The following is a 15,611-nucleotide window of genomic DNA, read 5'->3' as shown; positions in this document are numbered from 1 at the left end:
TGCCCGCGCCGTCCTTCTTCCAGATGGGTCCACTCATGGTTCCAGTCCCAGTTGTTCGTCCAGGCCCAGGGCCAGGTTGATGTTCTGCAGCGCCTGGCTGGCCGCGCCCTTGGACAGGTTGTCCAGCACGCTGACCACGGCGATGTCGTGTGGGTCATCGGGCGACACCGTAAAGCCACCGATGGCGGCATCTGGTGTGTCTCGCATATCCCGCACCTCCGGCGCTTCACGGCTGACACGTATGCGCCGCTCGCCGGCATAGGCTTCGCGATAGATCGCTTCCAGCTCTGCTGCGCTGGTCGGAGACCCAAGGCGAGCGGAAATCGTCATGGCGATCCCACGGAAGAATGGCGCGACATGCGGCATGAACCGCACCGGCCTGCCCAGGCGATGGCCGATCTCGCGCTCGTGCACGTGGCCAGCCAGGCTGTAGGGAAGCAGGTTGTCGGCCAGGCGCTCCGGATCGTTCTTGGGCGATGGCGTCCGGCCGGCGCCGGAGTAGCCGGAAACACCGAACAACGAAGGCGTGCCCGCCAGGCGATCGGCGATGGGCGCCAGACCGAGTTGGCCCGCCGTCGCGTAACAGCCCGGGTTGGCGATACGTTTGGCCTGCCGGATGGCCGCACGATTCAGCTCGGGCAGACCGTAGGCCCAGTCATCATCGAAACGATGATCGGCGCTCAGGTCGATGATCACGGCCGTGGGGTGCGCGGCGCTGATGGCCTGCGCCCACTCGGCGGCGGCGCCATTGGGCACGGCCAGCACCCAGGCATCGGCTTCACCCGTGGCCACTTCACCCGGCGACAGGGCGACCAGTTGGTCGTTGGCGTCCGGCCATTGTGGACAGACCTCGGTGACCGGCAGCCCGGCCTGGCTGGTGGAACTGGCGAAGGCCAGTTTCAGCACGGGATGGCGGGCAAGCAGGCCCAGCAACTCGGCGCCGGTGTAGCCACGGCCGCCGACCAGGGCGACGGACCTTGTCATTTCAGCCGCCGGTTCACTCATCGTCGCTCTCCACCCAGCCGGGGTTGCGACGCATGGCCTCCTTGACCACCTGGCGGCGCAGGTCGGGCTCTTCGATGCCGATGGTGAAGACCACCCACTTGCCCTTGCGGTCGCTGGTGTCCGCCTGCTGGAAGTACCAGGGCGTGATCGGGTTCGTATTGCGCGAGCGCCAGTACATCGTCGGGTAGCGGGCTCGCAGCACCTGCCACATGGCGGCGCCCAGGCCCTCGCCCTGCGCTTCGGGCGTGACCACGAACTTGTCGAGATAGGGCACGCTGCCGGCACCTTCCACCACCACGGCGGCGGCGCGGCCGGATGCCGACATCAACACCGCCGGCTTGTGCAGCGAGTCGCGCCAGCCATCCACCAGGGTGCGGCCGAAGGATGCCTCGATGCGCTGCTCGACCTGGTCCATCACGGCTTCACCGGGCGGATCATGAATATCGATAACTTCGCCACGGCGCACCAGGGTGCCTGCACCGCGGTGGGTAAACAGTTCACGCGTGAGCAGGTTGGCGGAGGTGATCGACACCGAGGCCTTCTCGTCCAGGCCCATCAGCAATTCGTGGATCTGCTGCAGCTTCAGGCGCATGCCCGAGTGCACCCAGGGCTCCTGCATCAGGGCGTCGTAGTCATTGGTCAGGCTGACCGCGGTGATCACCCGGCCGTCTCGGTCCAGCAGGCCGCCGGACGGGGTAAGGAAAATGATCTTGTGCGGCTTGATCGCCCACACCAGCTCGCGGGCGGCGATATCGGCGTTGATGTTCAGCACCTGGCCGGACGGCGATTCGCCCAGGCAGGTGAGCACCGGCAGCGCGCCGGCCTCGATGGTCCGCTCCAGCGGGTCCAGGTCGACGCCGGTGATTTCGCCCACCAGGCCGAACTTCTCGCGATCCAGGAAGCGCGCGTGGAAGATGCCATGCTGGATGCCGCGGGCACGGATGCCGCGTTTTTCCAGTGCATCCACCAGGCGCATGTTCTGCTCGTAGATCACCGGCCGCGCGACGGCCATGACGGCGTCGGACGTCACGCGCAGGCCGTCGACCTTTTCGCTCTCGACCCCGGCGGACTCCAGTGCCGAATCGACCTGCGGCCCGGCGCCGTGCAGCACCACCGGCCGCAACCCCAGGCGGTGGAGGAAGGCCAGTGCCGAGGCCAGTTCATCCAGGTGGTCGGCGAGGATGCCGCCGCCCACCTTGACCACGGCGAAGCGTGACTCGCCCACCGAGGAGAATTCTTTCAGGTACTGCCGCGCCTCCCGGCTGGAGCCCAGCTGGGCCAGCAACTCAAGCACGGTTTCACGAATCTCAGACATCACCATTCACCACGGCGCCATACCGCTCGCAGGCGCGTTCGAGTTGTTCCAGTGCCACCCACTCATCCACCACGTGGGCCTGTTCAATATTCCCGGGGCCCAGGACCAGCGCCGGCAGGCCGGCCGCGGCGAACAAAGACGCCTCGGTCCAGAAGTCCAGGCCGTCCCCGGTGGGCAGTTCATTCAGCGCCGCGAACTGGCGCGCGGCAGCATCGTCATGCCCGGCGGTGGGCAGCGGCGGGCCGGAAAATGACGTTATCCATTCGGCATGCTCTCCGCCATCGAGTTCTGACAACGTCGCCAGGAAGTCGTCGTTACTGTCGCCCGGGGCCAGGCGGGCGCTCCAGAAAATGTCGGCGTGATCGGCGATAACGTTCGACTTCACCCCGCCCCCGGCCGTGCCGATATTGAAGCAGCTGCGGCGGCGTTCCGCGGCCATCGACCGGGCCAGCTCAATGGCCGACGCGCTCCAGCGCACCAGCCGGTGAATGGCATTGTCATCGAGCGCGCGCGGCTCAGAAGAATGGCCACCCACGCCCACGAACCGGCCACGGGCCGACAGGTAGCCCCGGTGACGGAACTGCGCCACGCACTCGGTCGGCTCGGCCACCACCACCTGTGAGTAGGCAGCTGCAGCGCCGGAGGCCAGAAACTCGGCCACGCAGCAGCCCTCGGCGCCCTCTTCATCGGTGGTGAACAGCAACGCCATCGGCGCATCCGTGGTCTCGGCCAACGCCAGCAGGCAGGCCGCGGCGCCCTTGATATCGCAGGCCCCGCGCCCGTAGGCCCGGCCATCCTCCACGATCAGCTCCAGTGGCGGCCGCGCGGCGCCATCGAGCACCGGCACGGTATCGAGATGAACGTTGAACAGCACTTTCGGCATCCCGCGGCGCGCATGGAACGTCACCCGGCCCTTGCCATGGTCCGTCACGTCAACCGAGAACGCCTCACCCAGGCTTTCGGCCAGGTACGCGAACATCGGCGACTGCGCATCGAAGTCGCGTGGTGGGTTCTGGGTATCAAACGCGACCAGCGCCTCCAGGTGCGCCAGGACCCGCTCAATGGTTACTTTTGTTGACACTGGTGACAGTCCACTCTTCTGGCTGGTTACGCGTTACGCGTGACGCGTGACGCGTGACAGGAGCACCTCGATGATGCCGCGCCGGGTCATGTATTGCGCCTGACACGAGCGGCGAGCGTGGAGCTCTGGCCCAGCAGCTTGATGAAGCCTTCCGCTTCTTCCGGCGTCCAGCTGGCGCTCTGGGCGTAGACCGCGCCTTCTTCGACCAGCATGTTCGGCGACTCGACCGCGACGGCGATCAGGCTACCGCCCTCGGTACGCAGGGTGACCGTGCCGTCGACGGCGGACTGTGACGAGGCCAGGTAGGCCTCCAGGTCAATCTTGTGCGGCTCGTAGAAAAAGCCGGTGTAGACCAGCTCGGCCCAGCGCTGCGCGACGATATGGCGGAACTGGTTCTGCAGCTTGGTGTTGACCGTGTCTTCCAGGGCCTGGTGGGCGCACAGCAGCGCGTCGATGCCTGGGCACTCGAAGACGATGTGGCCTTTCAGGCCGATGCTGACGTCACCGGTGTAGATGTGCCGGCCGACGCCATACTGACCGAAGGCCCTGTTCAGGCGGCCAAGAATTTCGGGGCCGGCCAGGCGTTCGCCATCCAGTGCCACGGCGACGCCCTTCTCGAATGTGACCTTCACCTCCAGCGGGGCTTCCGGCCATTCCGAGCGTGGCCGGGACAGCGCTCGGGTATCGGGCCCGGGCGCCTCGAAACGGTCGATCTCGCTGCCGGAGATGGTGACGCCCAGCAGGTTCTCGTTGATGGAATACTGGCCCGACTTTTTCGGCACCTCTACGCCGGCCGCTTCCAGCAGCCCGATCTCGTGGTTACGGACGTCGTTGGTGACCTTCTGCAGGTCGCGGACCGGCGCGTGGATGACATAGTCACCGACGCTGCGCACGGTCTGGTCGAAACGCAGTTGGTCGTTTCCCATGCCAGTGCAGCCGTGGGCGAAGTGCTTTGTGCCCAGTTGATCGGCCAACTCCAGCGAGCGGCGCACGATCAGGTAGCGGTCCGAGCACAGCAGCGGGTACTCACCCAGCATGCGCGCGTGGCTCCACACCAGCGGGGTGACGAATTCGTCCCAGATGGCCTCGCTGACATCCAGCAGGTGATGCTGCGCCGCGCCAAGCGACTCGGCGCGCTCGCGGATCCAGTCCACTTCGTCCTGGGCGATGCCGCCGGTGTCGACGAACACGGTGTGGACTTCGAAGCCCTGTTCTTTCAGCGCCAGCACGCAGTAGCTGGTGTCCAGGCCGCCGGAAAACGCGAGAACGATTTTCTCGCCGTCGTAGGTCTTGCTCATTATTTCGCTCCCGCGAGGGTCATCATCAGGGCCTTCTGCACGTGCAGGCGGTTCTCCGCCTCGTCCAGGGCCAGGCAGTAATCGGCGTCCATCACGCCATCGGTGGCTTTCACGTTGCGGCGCAGCGGCAGGCAGTGGCTGAACACGCCGTTGTTGGTCAGCGCCATTTTCGCCTCGTCAACGATGAAGTGCTTGTTGTGCTGGCGCAGCCGCCACTCTTCTTCCGGGTGGCCGTAATACGGCAACGCGCCCCAGCTCTTGGCGTAGACGATCTCGGCGCCGTCGTAGGCGGACTCGATATCGTGGCTCACCTGCAGCGAACCACCGCTGGCCTCGGCATTGGCTTTCGCCGCGTCCATGAACTGCGGGTCCAGCAGGTATTCCTCGCTGGGGCACAGCAGGGTGACGTCGGCACCGAAACGCGTGCCTATCAACAATGCCGAGTTGGCCACGGCGGTATTCAGCGGGCGCGGGTGCCAGGTCCAGGTCAGCACCATCTTGCGGCCGGCGATGTCGCCGAAACGGCCGCGCAGGGTCTGCATCAGTGCCAGCTCCTGGCAGGGGTGGACGATGGTTTCCATGTTGATGACCGGCACCGTGGAATGCTGCGCCAGCGCCTTGATCACCGAGTCGGTGCGGTCGTGCGACCAGTCCCTGAACTTGGGGAACGCGCGCAGGCCGATCAGGTCGACGTAGCGCGACAGCACGCCGGCCACCTCGGCGATGTGCTCCTCGGCATCGCCGTCCATGACCACGCCCGGCGCGAACTCGACGCCCCAGGCATCCTGGCCCGGCGCCAGCACCACGGCGATGGCGCCCATCTGCTGCGCCCCCACCTGGAACGAGGTACGCGTGCGCATCGACGGGTTCAGGAACAGCAGCGCCACGGACTTGCCGCGCAGGCTGTCGTTCAGGGGGTCGGCCTTCAATTGGTCCGCCAGTTCGAGCAGCCCCGTGAGCTCGTCAACGCTCCAGTCCTGCGTGGTCAGAAAATGTTTCACTCGTTCGTCCGTGTCAGTCATCCAGAAAACAAAAAACCCAGCCTTGGCTGGGTCGTCGGTACACGTGAAGTCTCAGACTCTGCGCAACGGCTACCCGGCCAACAGTGGTCGGCGAGTACGTCGTGCGCGGCGGCCCGGGAAAATGCTGTTGCCCATCACGTTCTTCATGGGGCCGAATTTACGGGCTCTCCGGCCGGTTTGCAAGCTTGTCGCGGGTTGCGTGGTGGCGGGTTGGGGTTTCAGTGGAGCGCTCGGGCCATCNACTCTGCGCAACGGCTACCCGGCCAACAGTGGTCGGCGAGTACGTCGTGCGCGGCGGCCCGGGAAAATGCTGTTGCCCATCACGTTCTTCATGGGGCCGAATTTACGGGCTCTCCGGCCGGTTTGCAAGCTTGTCGCGGGTTGCGTGGTGGCGGGTTGGGGTTTCAGTGGAGCGCTCGGGCCATCCATGGGCGCTCATCGGCGGCCATCCCTGGCCGCCGAAGTCCACTGAAACCCCAACCCGCCACCGCGCATGCGGCATGGTTGCCGGCCGGAGAACCCGTTTGCGGAGGGGTGTTGCGGGCGCTGGTGCGCTGGCTCATGCGGCGGACACCGCAACGGGTTCCGTATGTCTGAGGATGGGGTCGTGTCTTACGGGGCCTTCGGCGGCCATGGATGGCCGCCGATGAGCGCACAGGGACGTCTTGAGCGCGCCCCGAAAGTCACGACCCCTTCCTCAGGCCCCGCGAGGCGCCTGCGGCGTCCGCCGCATCAACCAGCGCACCAGCGCCGGCAACATCACGATCGCGCCCACCATGTTAGCCAGGAAGATAAACGACAGCAGGATCCCCATGTCGGCCTGGAACTGCAGCGGCGAGAAAATCCACGTGCCCACACCCGCAGCCAGCGTCAGGCCGGTAAAGATCACGGCGCGGCCGGTCAGCCGCAAGGTCTGGTAATACGCCTCTTCCAGGTTGAAACCTTCCTTCAGCAGGGTATCGAGACGGTTATAGATGTAGATGCCGTAGTCCACACCGATGCCGACGCCCAGCGCCACCACCGGCAGCGTGTTCACCTTCAGGCCGATGCCGTACATGGCCATCAGCGCCTCGGCCAGTGTCGAGACCACGACCAGCGGGATCACCACGCACAGCGTACCCAGCACAGACCGGTAAGTGACCAGGCAGAGCAGCACGATGGCGCCGAACACCAGGGCCAGCATCGGTTTCTCGGCGGCCTCGATGTCCTCGTTGGTCGCGGCCATCACACCGACGTTACCGGTGGCCAGGCGGAAGCGCAGCTTCGGCTCGTCCATGTCCAGCTCGGTGCGCAGTTCCTTGACCCGCGCTACGACCCGGTTAATGGTTTCCGCCTTGTGGTCGGCGGTGAAGATCAGGATCGGGATGGCACTGCAATCGCGGTTCAGCAGGCCGGTGTCGGTTTCGATATTGCTGAGCGCCTGGCGTAACAAGTAAGGATCGCGCGGCAGCACGCGCCAATTGATATTGCCTTCGTTCCAGCCGGCATTCACCACCTTGGCCACGTACGGCAGCGTCACGACCTGCTGGACACCCTCGACGTTCTCGATATTCCACGCAAAGCGGTCGATGCGCTCCATGACGCGGTAGTTTTCCGTGCAGGCGTTGGGAATGGTCTCCGCCACCACGTTGATCTGGTCCACGCCCAGTGAGAACCGTTCCGAGATCAGCGCGGCATCCTGGTTGTATCGGGCCTCGGGCCGAAGCTCCGGCACGCCGGCCTCGGAATCACCAATCTGCAGGTCCTGTGCCTTCCAGATACCGGCACCGAACAGGGCGATACTGACGACGATCACGATCGCGGCCACGCGGGGCTCGGTCACCCGGGCAATGCGCTCCCACAACCCGGACGAGGTATGGGCCTTGGCCAGCAGCCGGGCCCGGTATTTCTGCTCGCCACGCAACTGCACCCACGACAACAGCACCGGCAGCAGGATCAGGTTCGTGAAGATAATGACCGCGACACCCACGCTGGCGGTAATCGCCAGTTCCTGGATGATGCGGATCTGGATGAACAGGATGGTCAGGAAGCCGATCGTGTCGGAGATCAGCGCGATCAGGCCGGGCGCCAGCAGTTTCTTGATGGTCTCCCGGGAGCCGTGCATCGGCGAACGCCGCGGGATCTGGGTGACATCGTCGACGCCGATCTTGGCCCACTGGTCCGGGGTGCGCCCACCGAACTCCTTCTCCACCACCCAGGCGCTGATCTTCTGCACGCTGTGGCTGACGCCGATGGCGAACACCAGGAACGGCGTCAGGATATTCATCGGGTCCAGGCTGTAGCCGAGCAGGCTCAGCGTACCCATCTGCCAGATCACCGCCGCCAGCGAACACAGCAAGGGCAGCAGTGTCAGCCAGAACGACCGCGTGTACAGGTACAGCAGGATGGCCGTGATGACGAGAGCGATGCCGAAGAACCACGCCACCGATTTGGCACCGTCGGAGATGTCACCGACGATCTTGGCGAAACCAATGATGTGGACACTGTAGTCCTCGTTCTCGAACTGCGTACGGATGTCTTCCAGCTGCGCGGCCACCTGGCGGTAGTCCAGCCGCTCGCCGGTCTGCGGGTTCTCTTCAAGCAGGTTGGCCCAGACCATGGCGCCGCTGAAGTCGCCGGACACCAGCCGGCCGACTTCGCCGGACTTGACGATATTCGAGCGGACCCGCTCGAACATCTCCGGTGACGGCGAGAAGTCAGACGGGATGACATTGCCGCCGGCGAAACCGTCTTCCACCACCTCGACGAAGCGCACATTGGGCGTGAAGATGGAACGCACGCTGGCGCGGTCGACGCCGGGGATGAAGAACACCTGGTTGGTGATCTCCTCGAATGACTCGAAAAACGGCGTCGTGAACATGTCGCCGTCTTTGGCTACCAGCGCCACCAGGACACGGTTGGCGCCGCCAAAGGCCTCCTCGTATTCCAGGAAGGTCTGCATGTACTCGTGCTCGAGTGGCAGCTGCTTCTTGAACCCGGTCTCGATTCTCAGGTCGGTCATCGCCCAGGCCATCAGTACGGTAATGGCCACGAACAGCCCGACGACGGCGTAACGCGCACCGATCAGGAATGTCGCGACGTGGTGCAGGAAGCCCTGGTTCGACTGCCTCATGGCGCGTCACGCTCGGGGTAGTGGTGAACCCCGCCCTCGCCGGTCAGCAGGTAACGCCCTTCTCCGGCCTGGACGATGGCGGAAAAGTCGACGCCACTGGAATGATGCACCACACGGAACGGCTTCCCATTACCGCCATGCAGCAACGTGCCGCTGTTGCCGACGAGTACGAGCCGGCCGTCATCGGCCAGTCCGCCCAGCAACGTGGCGACGGTGTCCGTTGCGGGTTCTTCCCAGTCACCTTCGTCATCGCAGCGCCGCTGGACATGGCCACGCAGGCCGAACAGCCAGGTGCAACCCGCAGCTTGCAGCGCCCCGAACATCGAGCCCGGGTATGGCATGGGGATGTCGACCCAGGTGGTACCGCCATCGTCGCTGGCATAGGACACGCCGGCCTCGCCGGCCACCAGCAGGCGCCCGTTACCGCGGTCCAGTATCGCGTTCAGGTGCCACTCGTCCGCGCTGACCACACGCTCATCCCAGGTTTCACCGCCATCGGTGGTGAACATGGCCAGGCCATAGGCACCGACGGCCATGCCATTGGCCTCGTCAAAGAAGTGCAGGTCGAGCACGGGTTGTTGCCGTTCGATGTCGCGATAGAGCAACGCCCAGGACTCGCCGCCGTCGTCGCTGGCCAGAATGTCGGTGTCGTGCCCGGCGGCCCACAGGCGGTCGCCCGCCGCCGCCACCGAGGTCAGCGTCGCCCGGCTGGGGACCTCGTTGGCCTGGGTCCAGTCATCGCCGGTGTCCGAATACAGGATGTGGCCACGCTCACCCACGGCCACGAAACGGCCGGCGTCGGTACGAGTGATATCGAGCAGAAGGGATCTTGAGACGCGCGGCATCATCTGTGCCGTGACATCGGCGCCGCCTTCATCCTGGGACCAGGCTGTCGACGGCCATAACCCTGCCGTCAGCAGCAGCCAACCCGTCATGACAACAACGCTGGTCAGATTACGGCTCAGGAGCACCGTCTACCCCCCATTGGACGAAAGGCCGGCACGCGGCCGGCCTCTCATTATAGGCACAACGCGCCGGGCCCGGCCCAGCGCCCGGATGGATCAACGGCGGCCGCGGGTACGCAGCGCCTGCGGCGTGAACTGACCGGGGGACAGTTCGCGGTTGAAGGTGTTGACCGGATCCTGGTTGTCGAAGCCCTGTGCCAGGTAACGCCCGGACTGCAGGTCGTAATGCGCCTCAAACGTGGACCAGAACGTCGGCATATCGTAGTAGTTGATGCAGTGCGCTTCCGACGCGCGCCACAGCTCGCCGCGGTTGTCGTAATGATCAACCAGCAGGATCTGGTAGCTGTCCTCATCCAGGTAGAACGTGCGGCGTGAGTTGATGTGGCGCATGCCGTCTTTCAGGCGAGCTTCGATCACCCACACACGGTGCAGTTCGTAGCGGAAGTAGGACGGGTCCAGGTGGCCGGGCTTGACCAGGTCGTCGGTGGTGACGCTGGCCTGGTGGGCCTTGTAGCTGTTGTACGGCACATACATTTCGCGTTTGCCGACCAGCTCCCAGTCGAACCGGTCCATGGCGCCGTTGAACATGTCCGTCATGTCATTGGTGCGCAGGCCGTCGGACGCGGTGCCCGGGTTGTCGTAGGCCACATTGGGCGCACGGCGCACGCGGCGCTGGCCCGGGTTGTAGATCCACGCCTGGCGCGGCTGCTCGATCTGGTTCAGCGTTTCGTGCACCAGCAGGATGTTGCCCGCCAGGCGCGCCGGGGCTTCCACTTCCTGGAAGAAGTACAGCAGGATGTTGTCGATCTCGTCGACGGTCACACCCTCCTTGTAGTACAGGCCCAGCAGCTCCTCGCGAATCTTGACAAAGGAGTAGGCGCCATCGGTGGTGGGCGCCACCTGGTTGTTGTAGCGAATACCGCCCACGCTCTTGGGCTTGAGCTTGTGGTTCCACATCAGCTCGTAGGCATTTTCCGGGAACGGGAACGGGAAGCCCTCGGCGGCGTTGAGCACGCCCTCACCCTGGTCGGCCAGGGTCGCGGTCTTGCCGTTCTCGATGGTCATGTCCAGCGAACGCTGTGGGAACGAAGCGGAACGGCGCGTTGGGTACACCTCCATGAAATAGGTGTCCGGGTAGCGCTCGAACATGGCCTTCTGGCCCACGCTCAGTTGGTCGGAATACTCGGTGTAATTCGACGCGTCGATGCGGAACAGCACCTGGTCGCTCGCAAACGGGTCCGGGTGGTGGTCGCCCGGCTCGTAGCCCGCGGGCGGCTCCGTGATGCCACCGGTCCATTCGGGGATCGTGCCGGCGGCATTGCCCGCGCGCTCCGAACCCATCGGCGTCAGGTCCGCGGACAGGCGGTCAATTTCATCGGGCTTGGGGCCGGCCTGGAGCGAGCCCGTGCCGGCGACAGCCGCGATGGCGATGCTCAGCGTGAAAAATTTCAATGTCTTCATTCGAATCTCCATCAATCAGAATGAGTAGCTGACGCTGGCCGCGATGAAATCGCGATTGCGCAACAGGTTGTATTTGCCGCCACCCAGGTAGTCGGTATAGGCGACGTCAACGACCCATCTGTCGAGGTAACTGAAGCTGACCGCCGCGGTCACCTGTTTGCGGCCGTCAATGAAAGAACCACCGGGTCCCGGTGTCGTGCCATCGACATCATGCGACCAGGCCAGCCGCGGCGCGACCGTCCAGGCGCCGATGGCGTTGAAGTAGCTCGCGCGGGCCAGCATGCGGTAGCCCCAGCTGAAGTCATCGGCGAAGCCATCTGGTTCCGTAACCGGGTTGTTGAAATCGCCGGTGCTGGCATCGGCGCCACCACCGGTATCCGTGCCGGAACCGTTGTAACGCAGCGTGCTGTAATCATGCAGGTCATCCACGTAGTTCAGGCCCGCTTCGGTGACGAAGGCCACCTGGTCGGCCTGCAGGAAGTTGCCCGGGCCGAACAGCTTGGTCAGCGTCGCCTGGGCCTGCCAGGACGAATGCTCGTGGTAACCCTGGATCAGCTCGCCCGGCGCGAAATTGCCCAGCTGGCTCTTGTAACGATTGACCTCTGCAGGGATCAAAGGGTTCAACGGCGTCAGCGCGCCGAACAGGATTTCCACGTCGTCGATCTGCAGCGGCGCCTCGGGCCGGTAGCTCACCTCGCCGGCCAGCGACCAGGTCCCCACGTTCGTATTGAAGCTGACACCGAACAGGTCGATGTCCTCCGGGTACTCGGTGAAGTAGCTGGCACTGGTGAACGGGGGCGGCACCTCGGTCAGGGCGTAACCGCTAATCAGCGGCAGGCGGCTGTGGTAGCGCAGGTAGTAGAACGCGAATTCGGTGGAGTTCAGGTTCTCGGCGTACCAGCGCAATGCGGCACCGAACTGGCCGCTGTCGCTGGCCTGCTGCGTTTCGCTGCGCGGCACGGCCAGCGCGCAACCCGCGCCGACTAGCGAGGCCGGAAGCCCGGTGTCCGATGCGCCCAGGTTGCCCCGCAGGCACACGGAGTTGAACAGGTCCTGGTTAATAACCGGCTGCGGGTAGAGACCGAAACCGAGCATGGCGTAGGTCGCACCTGGCGTGGCGATATCGCTGCTGGACCAATACGTGCCGGCCGGGTCCGGAATGATCGGCTCCCATTCGAACATGTACAACGCTTCCAGCGACACCGTGTCGGTCAGGTCCATCGAGCCCCAGAGCATGTTGACGCCCTCGAAGGCCTCCTTCAGCTCCGAACCGGCCAGGCGCAGCTTGGACACGTCCACCGGGTTGATGACGTTCAGGCCGCCCTGGATAAAGGTGGACTCACCCCAGCTGACCACCTGCTGGCCCAGTCGCCAGTTGAGGAAATGGTCACCCACCTGGTGCTCGCCCCAGATGTAGGCGTCGAGCAGGCGGACATCCTTGCCGACGCGCTCTTCGGCCTCGTCGTTGAGGAAATCCTGGTCGGCGTTCTCAAAATCATAGAAACCGGACGCGCGGATAAAAGCGCCATAGTTCCGCCAGCGGAAATCCGCCTCGGCGGTGATCTTGGCCACGTTGGTGATCACGTCGCCGGCGTCACGGTAGTTCAGGTCGCCGTCATCGTCGTTGTTCGACCAGCGGCCTACGGTGGCCGCCTGTTGGGCGGCGGGCAGCATGAACGCCGCCGGGTTGTTGGCCGACTTGCCGACGTCCGCCGGGTCGTAGTCCGTCGCTCGCCACGAGGCACCGTAGCTAATGGTGGTATCGATGCTGCCCGACCACTCACCGTCCGGGTCCTGGAAGTCGATGGCCATCGCCGGCGCAGCCAGTGCCAGCGCAATCGCGGCAGCCATGGAACGGGGCGCCAGTCGGGTGGCAGCGGAAAAAGAAGAACCGTTGGTCTTGATGTTGGTCATTGTCTCAGCCCCCCTTATTCAAACCGGCTCGCGCTGCTGGCACCGGCCGCCTGGCCGGCCCCGCGCGAGGTCGTGTCAACACGGTCACGGAACTGCCCGAGACCCTGGCGGGACTTCTTCTTGCCCGCGCTGTCTTCCCGGGGATCCCGAACCGGAGATGTCTCAGGCTCAACCACCTGCACCATCAGGCTCGAATCGCCGACGTTGATAAAGGTACCCTGGGAGGCCAGGAATGACGCCATCTGCCCCTGCATCTCCGCCGTCGCGGCCGGAGACGAGGCAGGCGACAGCAACGATCCATGCGAGGCCGGCGGCAGGAACCGCGCCGCGGACCGGAGCCCGTCCGGATTCGCCTGCGTGGTGCTGTAGGCGCTCAGCGCGCCCACGCGGATCATCGCCTCTGTGCCGGACAGCGGCGCACCAGCCACGGCATTGGGCAGCACCGTGTCACCGATGACTTCGTGCAGCAGTGTCGGCTTGGCCATGCCCAGCGTCGACACCCAGTTGATCGGGTCACCCGAGTCGGCCACGGTCTGGCCCACGGTCAGGTAAAGCTCGAACAGCGGGTCGCCCGGCACGATGCCAACGGCCTCGAGACCGGCGCGAATGCGCGGCCCAAAGGTGGGCGATGCCTCGCCGGCGCGTAGCAGACCGCCGGCGGGGGCGCTCAGGAACGTTCGGGTGACCAGCGGTTCGATGGCGGAGAAGCCGGTACCGTTGATGCCACCCCATGACAGGCCGGCATAGCCGATATCGAACGGCCGCAGGTCCGGCGTACCATCGGCATTAAGGTCAAAGTTCGGCAACGACACCGCCAGTACCGACAGGTCGGCAATGCCCTGCCGAACGTTGTCGCGCGAGGTACGGAACTCCTGGAAGTTCAGCGCGTGGCTGCCGGAAGCATCGACGATGCCGTCAGGGCCGGGCGCGCCTGTCGCGTTGTCCTGGAAATCAACGTTAAACGTCCGCTCGTCGGCAATCGCGCCAAACGGCGTGTTCTCGACATAGAACGGCGCGAACGTCGTGTTCCACGGCTCGATGCCGTGCAGCGGGAAATCGATCGCGACCCCCACGAAACCGGCTGCTGCCAGGGCATCCGCCATGGCCAGCAAGGTGACCCGGTTGGAGCCCAGCCCGTGGCCGTAGATCACCACCGGCCAGCCACCGGAGGGCTGGCTCTGGCCGGACGCCGCGTTGGGCACCGACACGATCAGCGGTACCGTCTGGGTGCCGGTGGGCACCGGGAACGGGTTGGCCACGGTCACGTTGGTCGACGTCGGGTCCAGCCCGAACTGGTCGAACGGCGGAATGTAGGCACCGGGTTCGGCCTGCCAGAAATCGGTGATCGGCGCGACCGGGTTTTCCTCGCTCGGGATACCCAGGTAGTACGGCAGCGTGATGACGCCGACGTGGACATCGGCGATGCCCGCGCCGCCAATCACGGACGTGGTTACGCCGGCCGGCGCGGTCATCACCGGCGCCGGCTGGGCGATGCTGCGCAGCAGCCCCAGCGTCGGCGTGATGGACTGGGTCTGCACCGTCCAGCTGAGAATCACGTCGTCATGGTCGATACCGACGCTCTCGGCGGCGGCTTCCATGCTGTTGGTGATCTGGCGCAGCGGCTCCAGTGTGCGGGCCGTCTCGTCGTCAATCAGGGCGTAGGTGCTGTTGCCGTTGGCGTCGACCCAGGGGTCGTGGCGCTTCGACAGGAAATAGGTCTGGTCAGGCGTGGCGTTGTTGCCGTCGGCATCCTTGATGTCGTTGGTCAGCACGGCCATGTAGCTGGAGTACTCGGCCAGCGGGCGCAGCGGCACGACCGCCACGACATTGCCCTGCGCGACGGCGACGAATTCCGAACCCGGCGTGAGCTCGCGGATGATGCCGGTGACCGCGACGATACCGCTGGTCGTGACCTGGAACACCCGGACCGACTGGCCAGGGATCACCGAGGCCGGGGCGATGTTGCCGGGGTTACCGTCATCGTCGACAAACGTGGTGGTCCAGCGCTCGATGGTGCTGAAGCCGTCCAGCGAATTGATCTGGTCGATCAGCGCCGCGGTGGTCGGCGGCATGCCGGTAGCGTCGACGTTGATGGTCAGGTCGGTGGTGCCCAGGAAGAACAGGTTGTTGGGAACCGGCACGCCCTCGAGCCCCGCGGTGGGGTCGAAGCGCGCGGTGAGCACACCGGTGACGATGCTGCCGTCCTTGTTGCGGGCACCACCACCCCCACCATCTCCCGGATGGGGGTCGGCCATCGCCGATGTGACGCCGAATAAAAGCAAAACGAGTGTGAGCCTGACATTTTTCATGTGCGTTTTCCGTGGTGCGTCAATGTCTGAGCCGGAACCGGCCGTTAATTGTATTTGGGTTGGCCGTTAAGTGGTTCCAGGGCAAGTATGATAAGAACTTGCGATACCCCTGCACAAGCCGGGGCAACT

11 protein-coding genes (1 of these 11 only partly in view) are annotated in these 15,611 nt (G+C 65.0%); all 11 read right to left on the bottom strand.

Features of this window, described 5'->3' with window-relative positions; all coding sequences use genetic code 11:
- Positions 1–37: the start of an argininosuccinate lyase gene (argH, locus tag F3N42_RS12105; protein ID WP_150864748.1), read on the bottom strand. Its footprint begins 1,274 nt before the window's first position; 37 of the gene's 1,311 nt are visible here — the first part of the coding sequence; its start codon is at positions 35–37; its stop codon lies beyond the left edge, outside the window.
- A complete protein-coding gene (argC, locus tag F3N42_RS12100; RefSeq protein WP_224784899.1) occupies positions 34–1,005 on the bottom strand; it encodes an N-acetyl-gamma-glutamyl-phosphate reductase in 972 nt (323 codons plus the stop codon). The genes argH and argC overlap by 4 nt, the downstream gene beginning before the upstream one ends.
- Entirely contained in the window at positions 998–2,320 is a 1,323-nt protein-coding gene (locus tag F3N42_RS12095) for an acetylglutamate kinase (protein ID WP_191621388.1), read from the bottom strand. The genes argC and F3N42_RS12095 overlap by 8 nt, the downstream gene beginning before the upstream one ends.
- On the bottom strand, positions 2,313–3,401 hold the full coding sequence (locus F3N42_RS12090) for an acetylornithine deacetylase (protein ID WP_191621387.1): 1,089 nt from the start codon (positions 3,399–3,401) through the stop codon (positions 2,313–2,315). Before F3N42_RS12090 ends, F3N42_RS12095 begins: the two co-directional genes overlap by 8 nt.
- 86 nt (positions 3,402–3,487) lie before the next feature.
- Positions 3,488–4,699 carry an argininosuccinate synthase gene (gene argG, locus F3N42_RS12085; RefSeq protein ID WP_150864745.1) on the bottom strand — a complete coding sequence of 404 codons (1,212 nt, stop codon included), beginning with the start codon at positions 4,697–4,699 and terminating at the stop codon, positions 3,488–3,490.
- Positions 4,699–5,700 carry an N-acetylornithine carbamoyltransferase gene (locus F3N42_RS12080; RefSeq protein WP_224784898.1) on the bottom strand — a complete coding sequence of 334 codons (1,002 nt, stop codon included), beginning with the start codon at positions 5,698–5,700 and terminating at the stop codon, positions 4,699–4,701. Before F3N42_RS12080 ends, argG begins: the two co-directional genes overlap by 1 nt.
- 718 nt (positions 5,701–6,418) lie before the next feature.
- A complete protein-coding gene (locus tag F3N42_RS12075) occupies positions 6,419–8,833 on the bottom strand; it encodes an efflux RND transporter permease subunit (RefSeq protein ID WP_150864743.1) in 2,415 nt (804 codons plus the stop codon).
- Positions 8,830–9,768, bottom strand: a complete 939-nt coding sequence (locus F3N42_RS12070; RefSeq protein ID WP_150864742.1) for a WD40/YVTN/BNR-like repeat-containing protein — start codon at positions 9,766–9,768, stop codon at positions 8,830–8,832. Before F3N42_RS12070 ends, F3N42_RS12075 begins: the two co-directional genes overlap by 4 nt.
- A 126-nt stretch (positions 9,769–9,894) precedes the next feature.
- Complete coding sequence (locus tag F3N42_RS12065) at positions 9,895–11,259, bottom strand: DUF1329 domain-containing protein (RefSeq protein WP_150864741.1); 1,365 nt, start codon at positions 11,257–11,259, stop codon at positions 9,895–9,897.
- 15 nt (positions 11,260–11,274) lie between these two features.
- Entirely contained in the window at positions 11,275–13,173 is a 1,899-nt protein-coding gene (locus tag F3N42_RS12060; RefSeq protein ID WP_150864740.1) for a DUF1302 domain-containing protein, read from the bottom strand.
- A gap of 14 nt (positions 13,174–13,187) precedes the next feature.
- Complete coding sequence (locus F3N42_RS12055; protein WP_150864739.1) at positions 13,188–15,482, bottom strand: hypothetical protein; 2,295 nt, start codon at positions 15,480–15,482, stop codon at positions 13,188–13,190.
- Between the last annotated feature and the right edge of the window lie 129 nt (positions 15,483–15,611).

Source organism: Marinihelvus fidelis, assembly GCF_008725655.1.
Lineage (GTDB): Bacteria > Pseudomonadota > Gammaproteobacteria > Xanthomonadales > SZUA-36 > Marinihelvus > Marinihelvus fidelis.
The sequence above is the reverse complement of the archived record's forward strand: the minus strand, read 5'-3'. Positions and strand labels throughout refer to the sequence as shown.

Excerpts from the sequence above, each read along its gene's own strand:
- F3N42_RS12055 (WP_150864739.1), bottom strand. The coding sequence starts at position 15,482 with ATGAAAAATGTCAGGCTCACACTCGTTTTGCTTTTATTCGGCGTCACA.
- F3N42_RS12065 (WP_150864741.1), bottom strand. The coding sequence starts at position 11,259 with ATGAAGACATTGAAATTTTTCACGCTGAGCATCGCCATCGCGGCTGTC.
- argG (WP_150864745.1), bottom strand. The coding sequence starts at position 4,699 with ATGAGCAAGACCTACGACGGCGAGAAAATCGTTCTCGCGTTTTCCGGC.
- F3N42_RS12070 (WP_150864742.1), bottom strand. The coding sequence starts at position 9,768 with ATGACGGGTTGGCTGCTGCTGACGGCAGGGTTATGGCCGTCGACAGCC.
- argC (WP_224784899.1), bottom strand. The coding sequence starts at position 1,005 with ATGAGTGAACCGGCGGCTGAAATGACAAGGTCCGTCGCCCTGGTCGGC.
- F3N42_RS12060 (WP_150864740.1), bottom strand. The coding sequence starts at position 13,173 with ATGACCAACATCAAGACCAACGGTTCTTCTTTTTCCGCTGCCACCCGA.
- F3N42_RS12095 (WP_191621388.1), bottom strand. The coding sequence starts at position 2,320 with ATGTCTGAGATTCGTGAAACCGTGCTTGAGTTGCTGGCCCAGCTGGGC.
- F3N42_RS12075 (WP_150864743.1), bottom strand. The coding sequence starts at position 8,833 with ATGAGGCAGTCGAACCAGGGCTTCCTGCACCACGTCGCGACATTCCTG.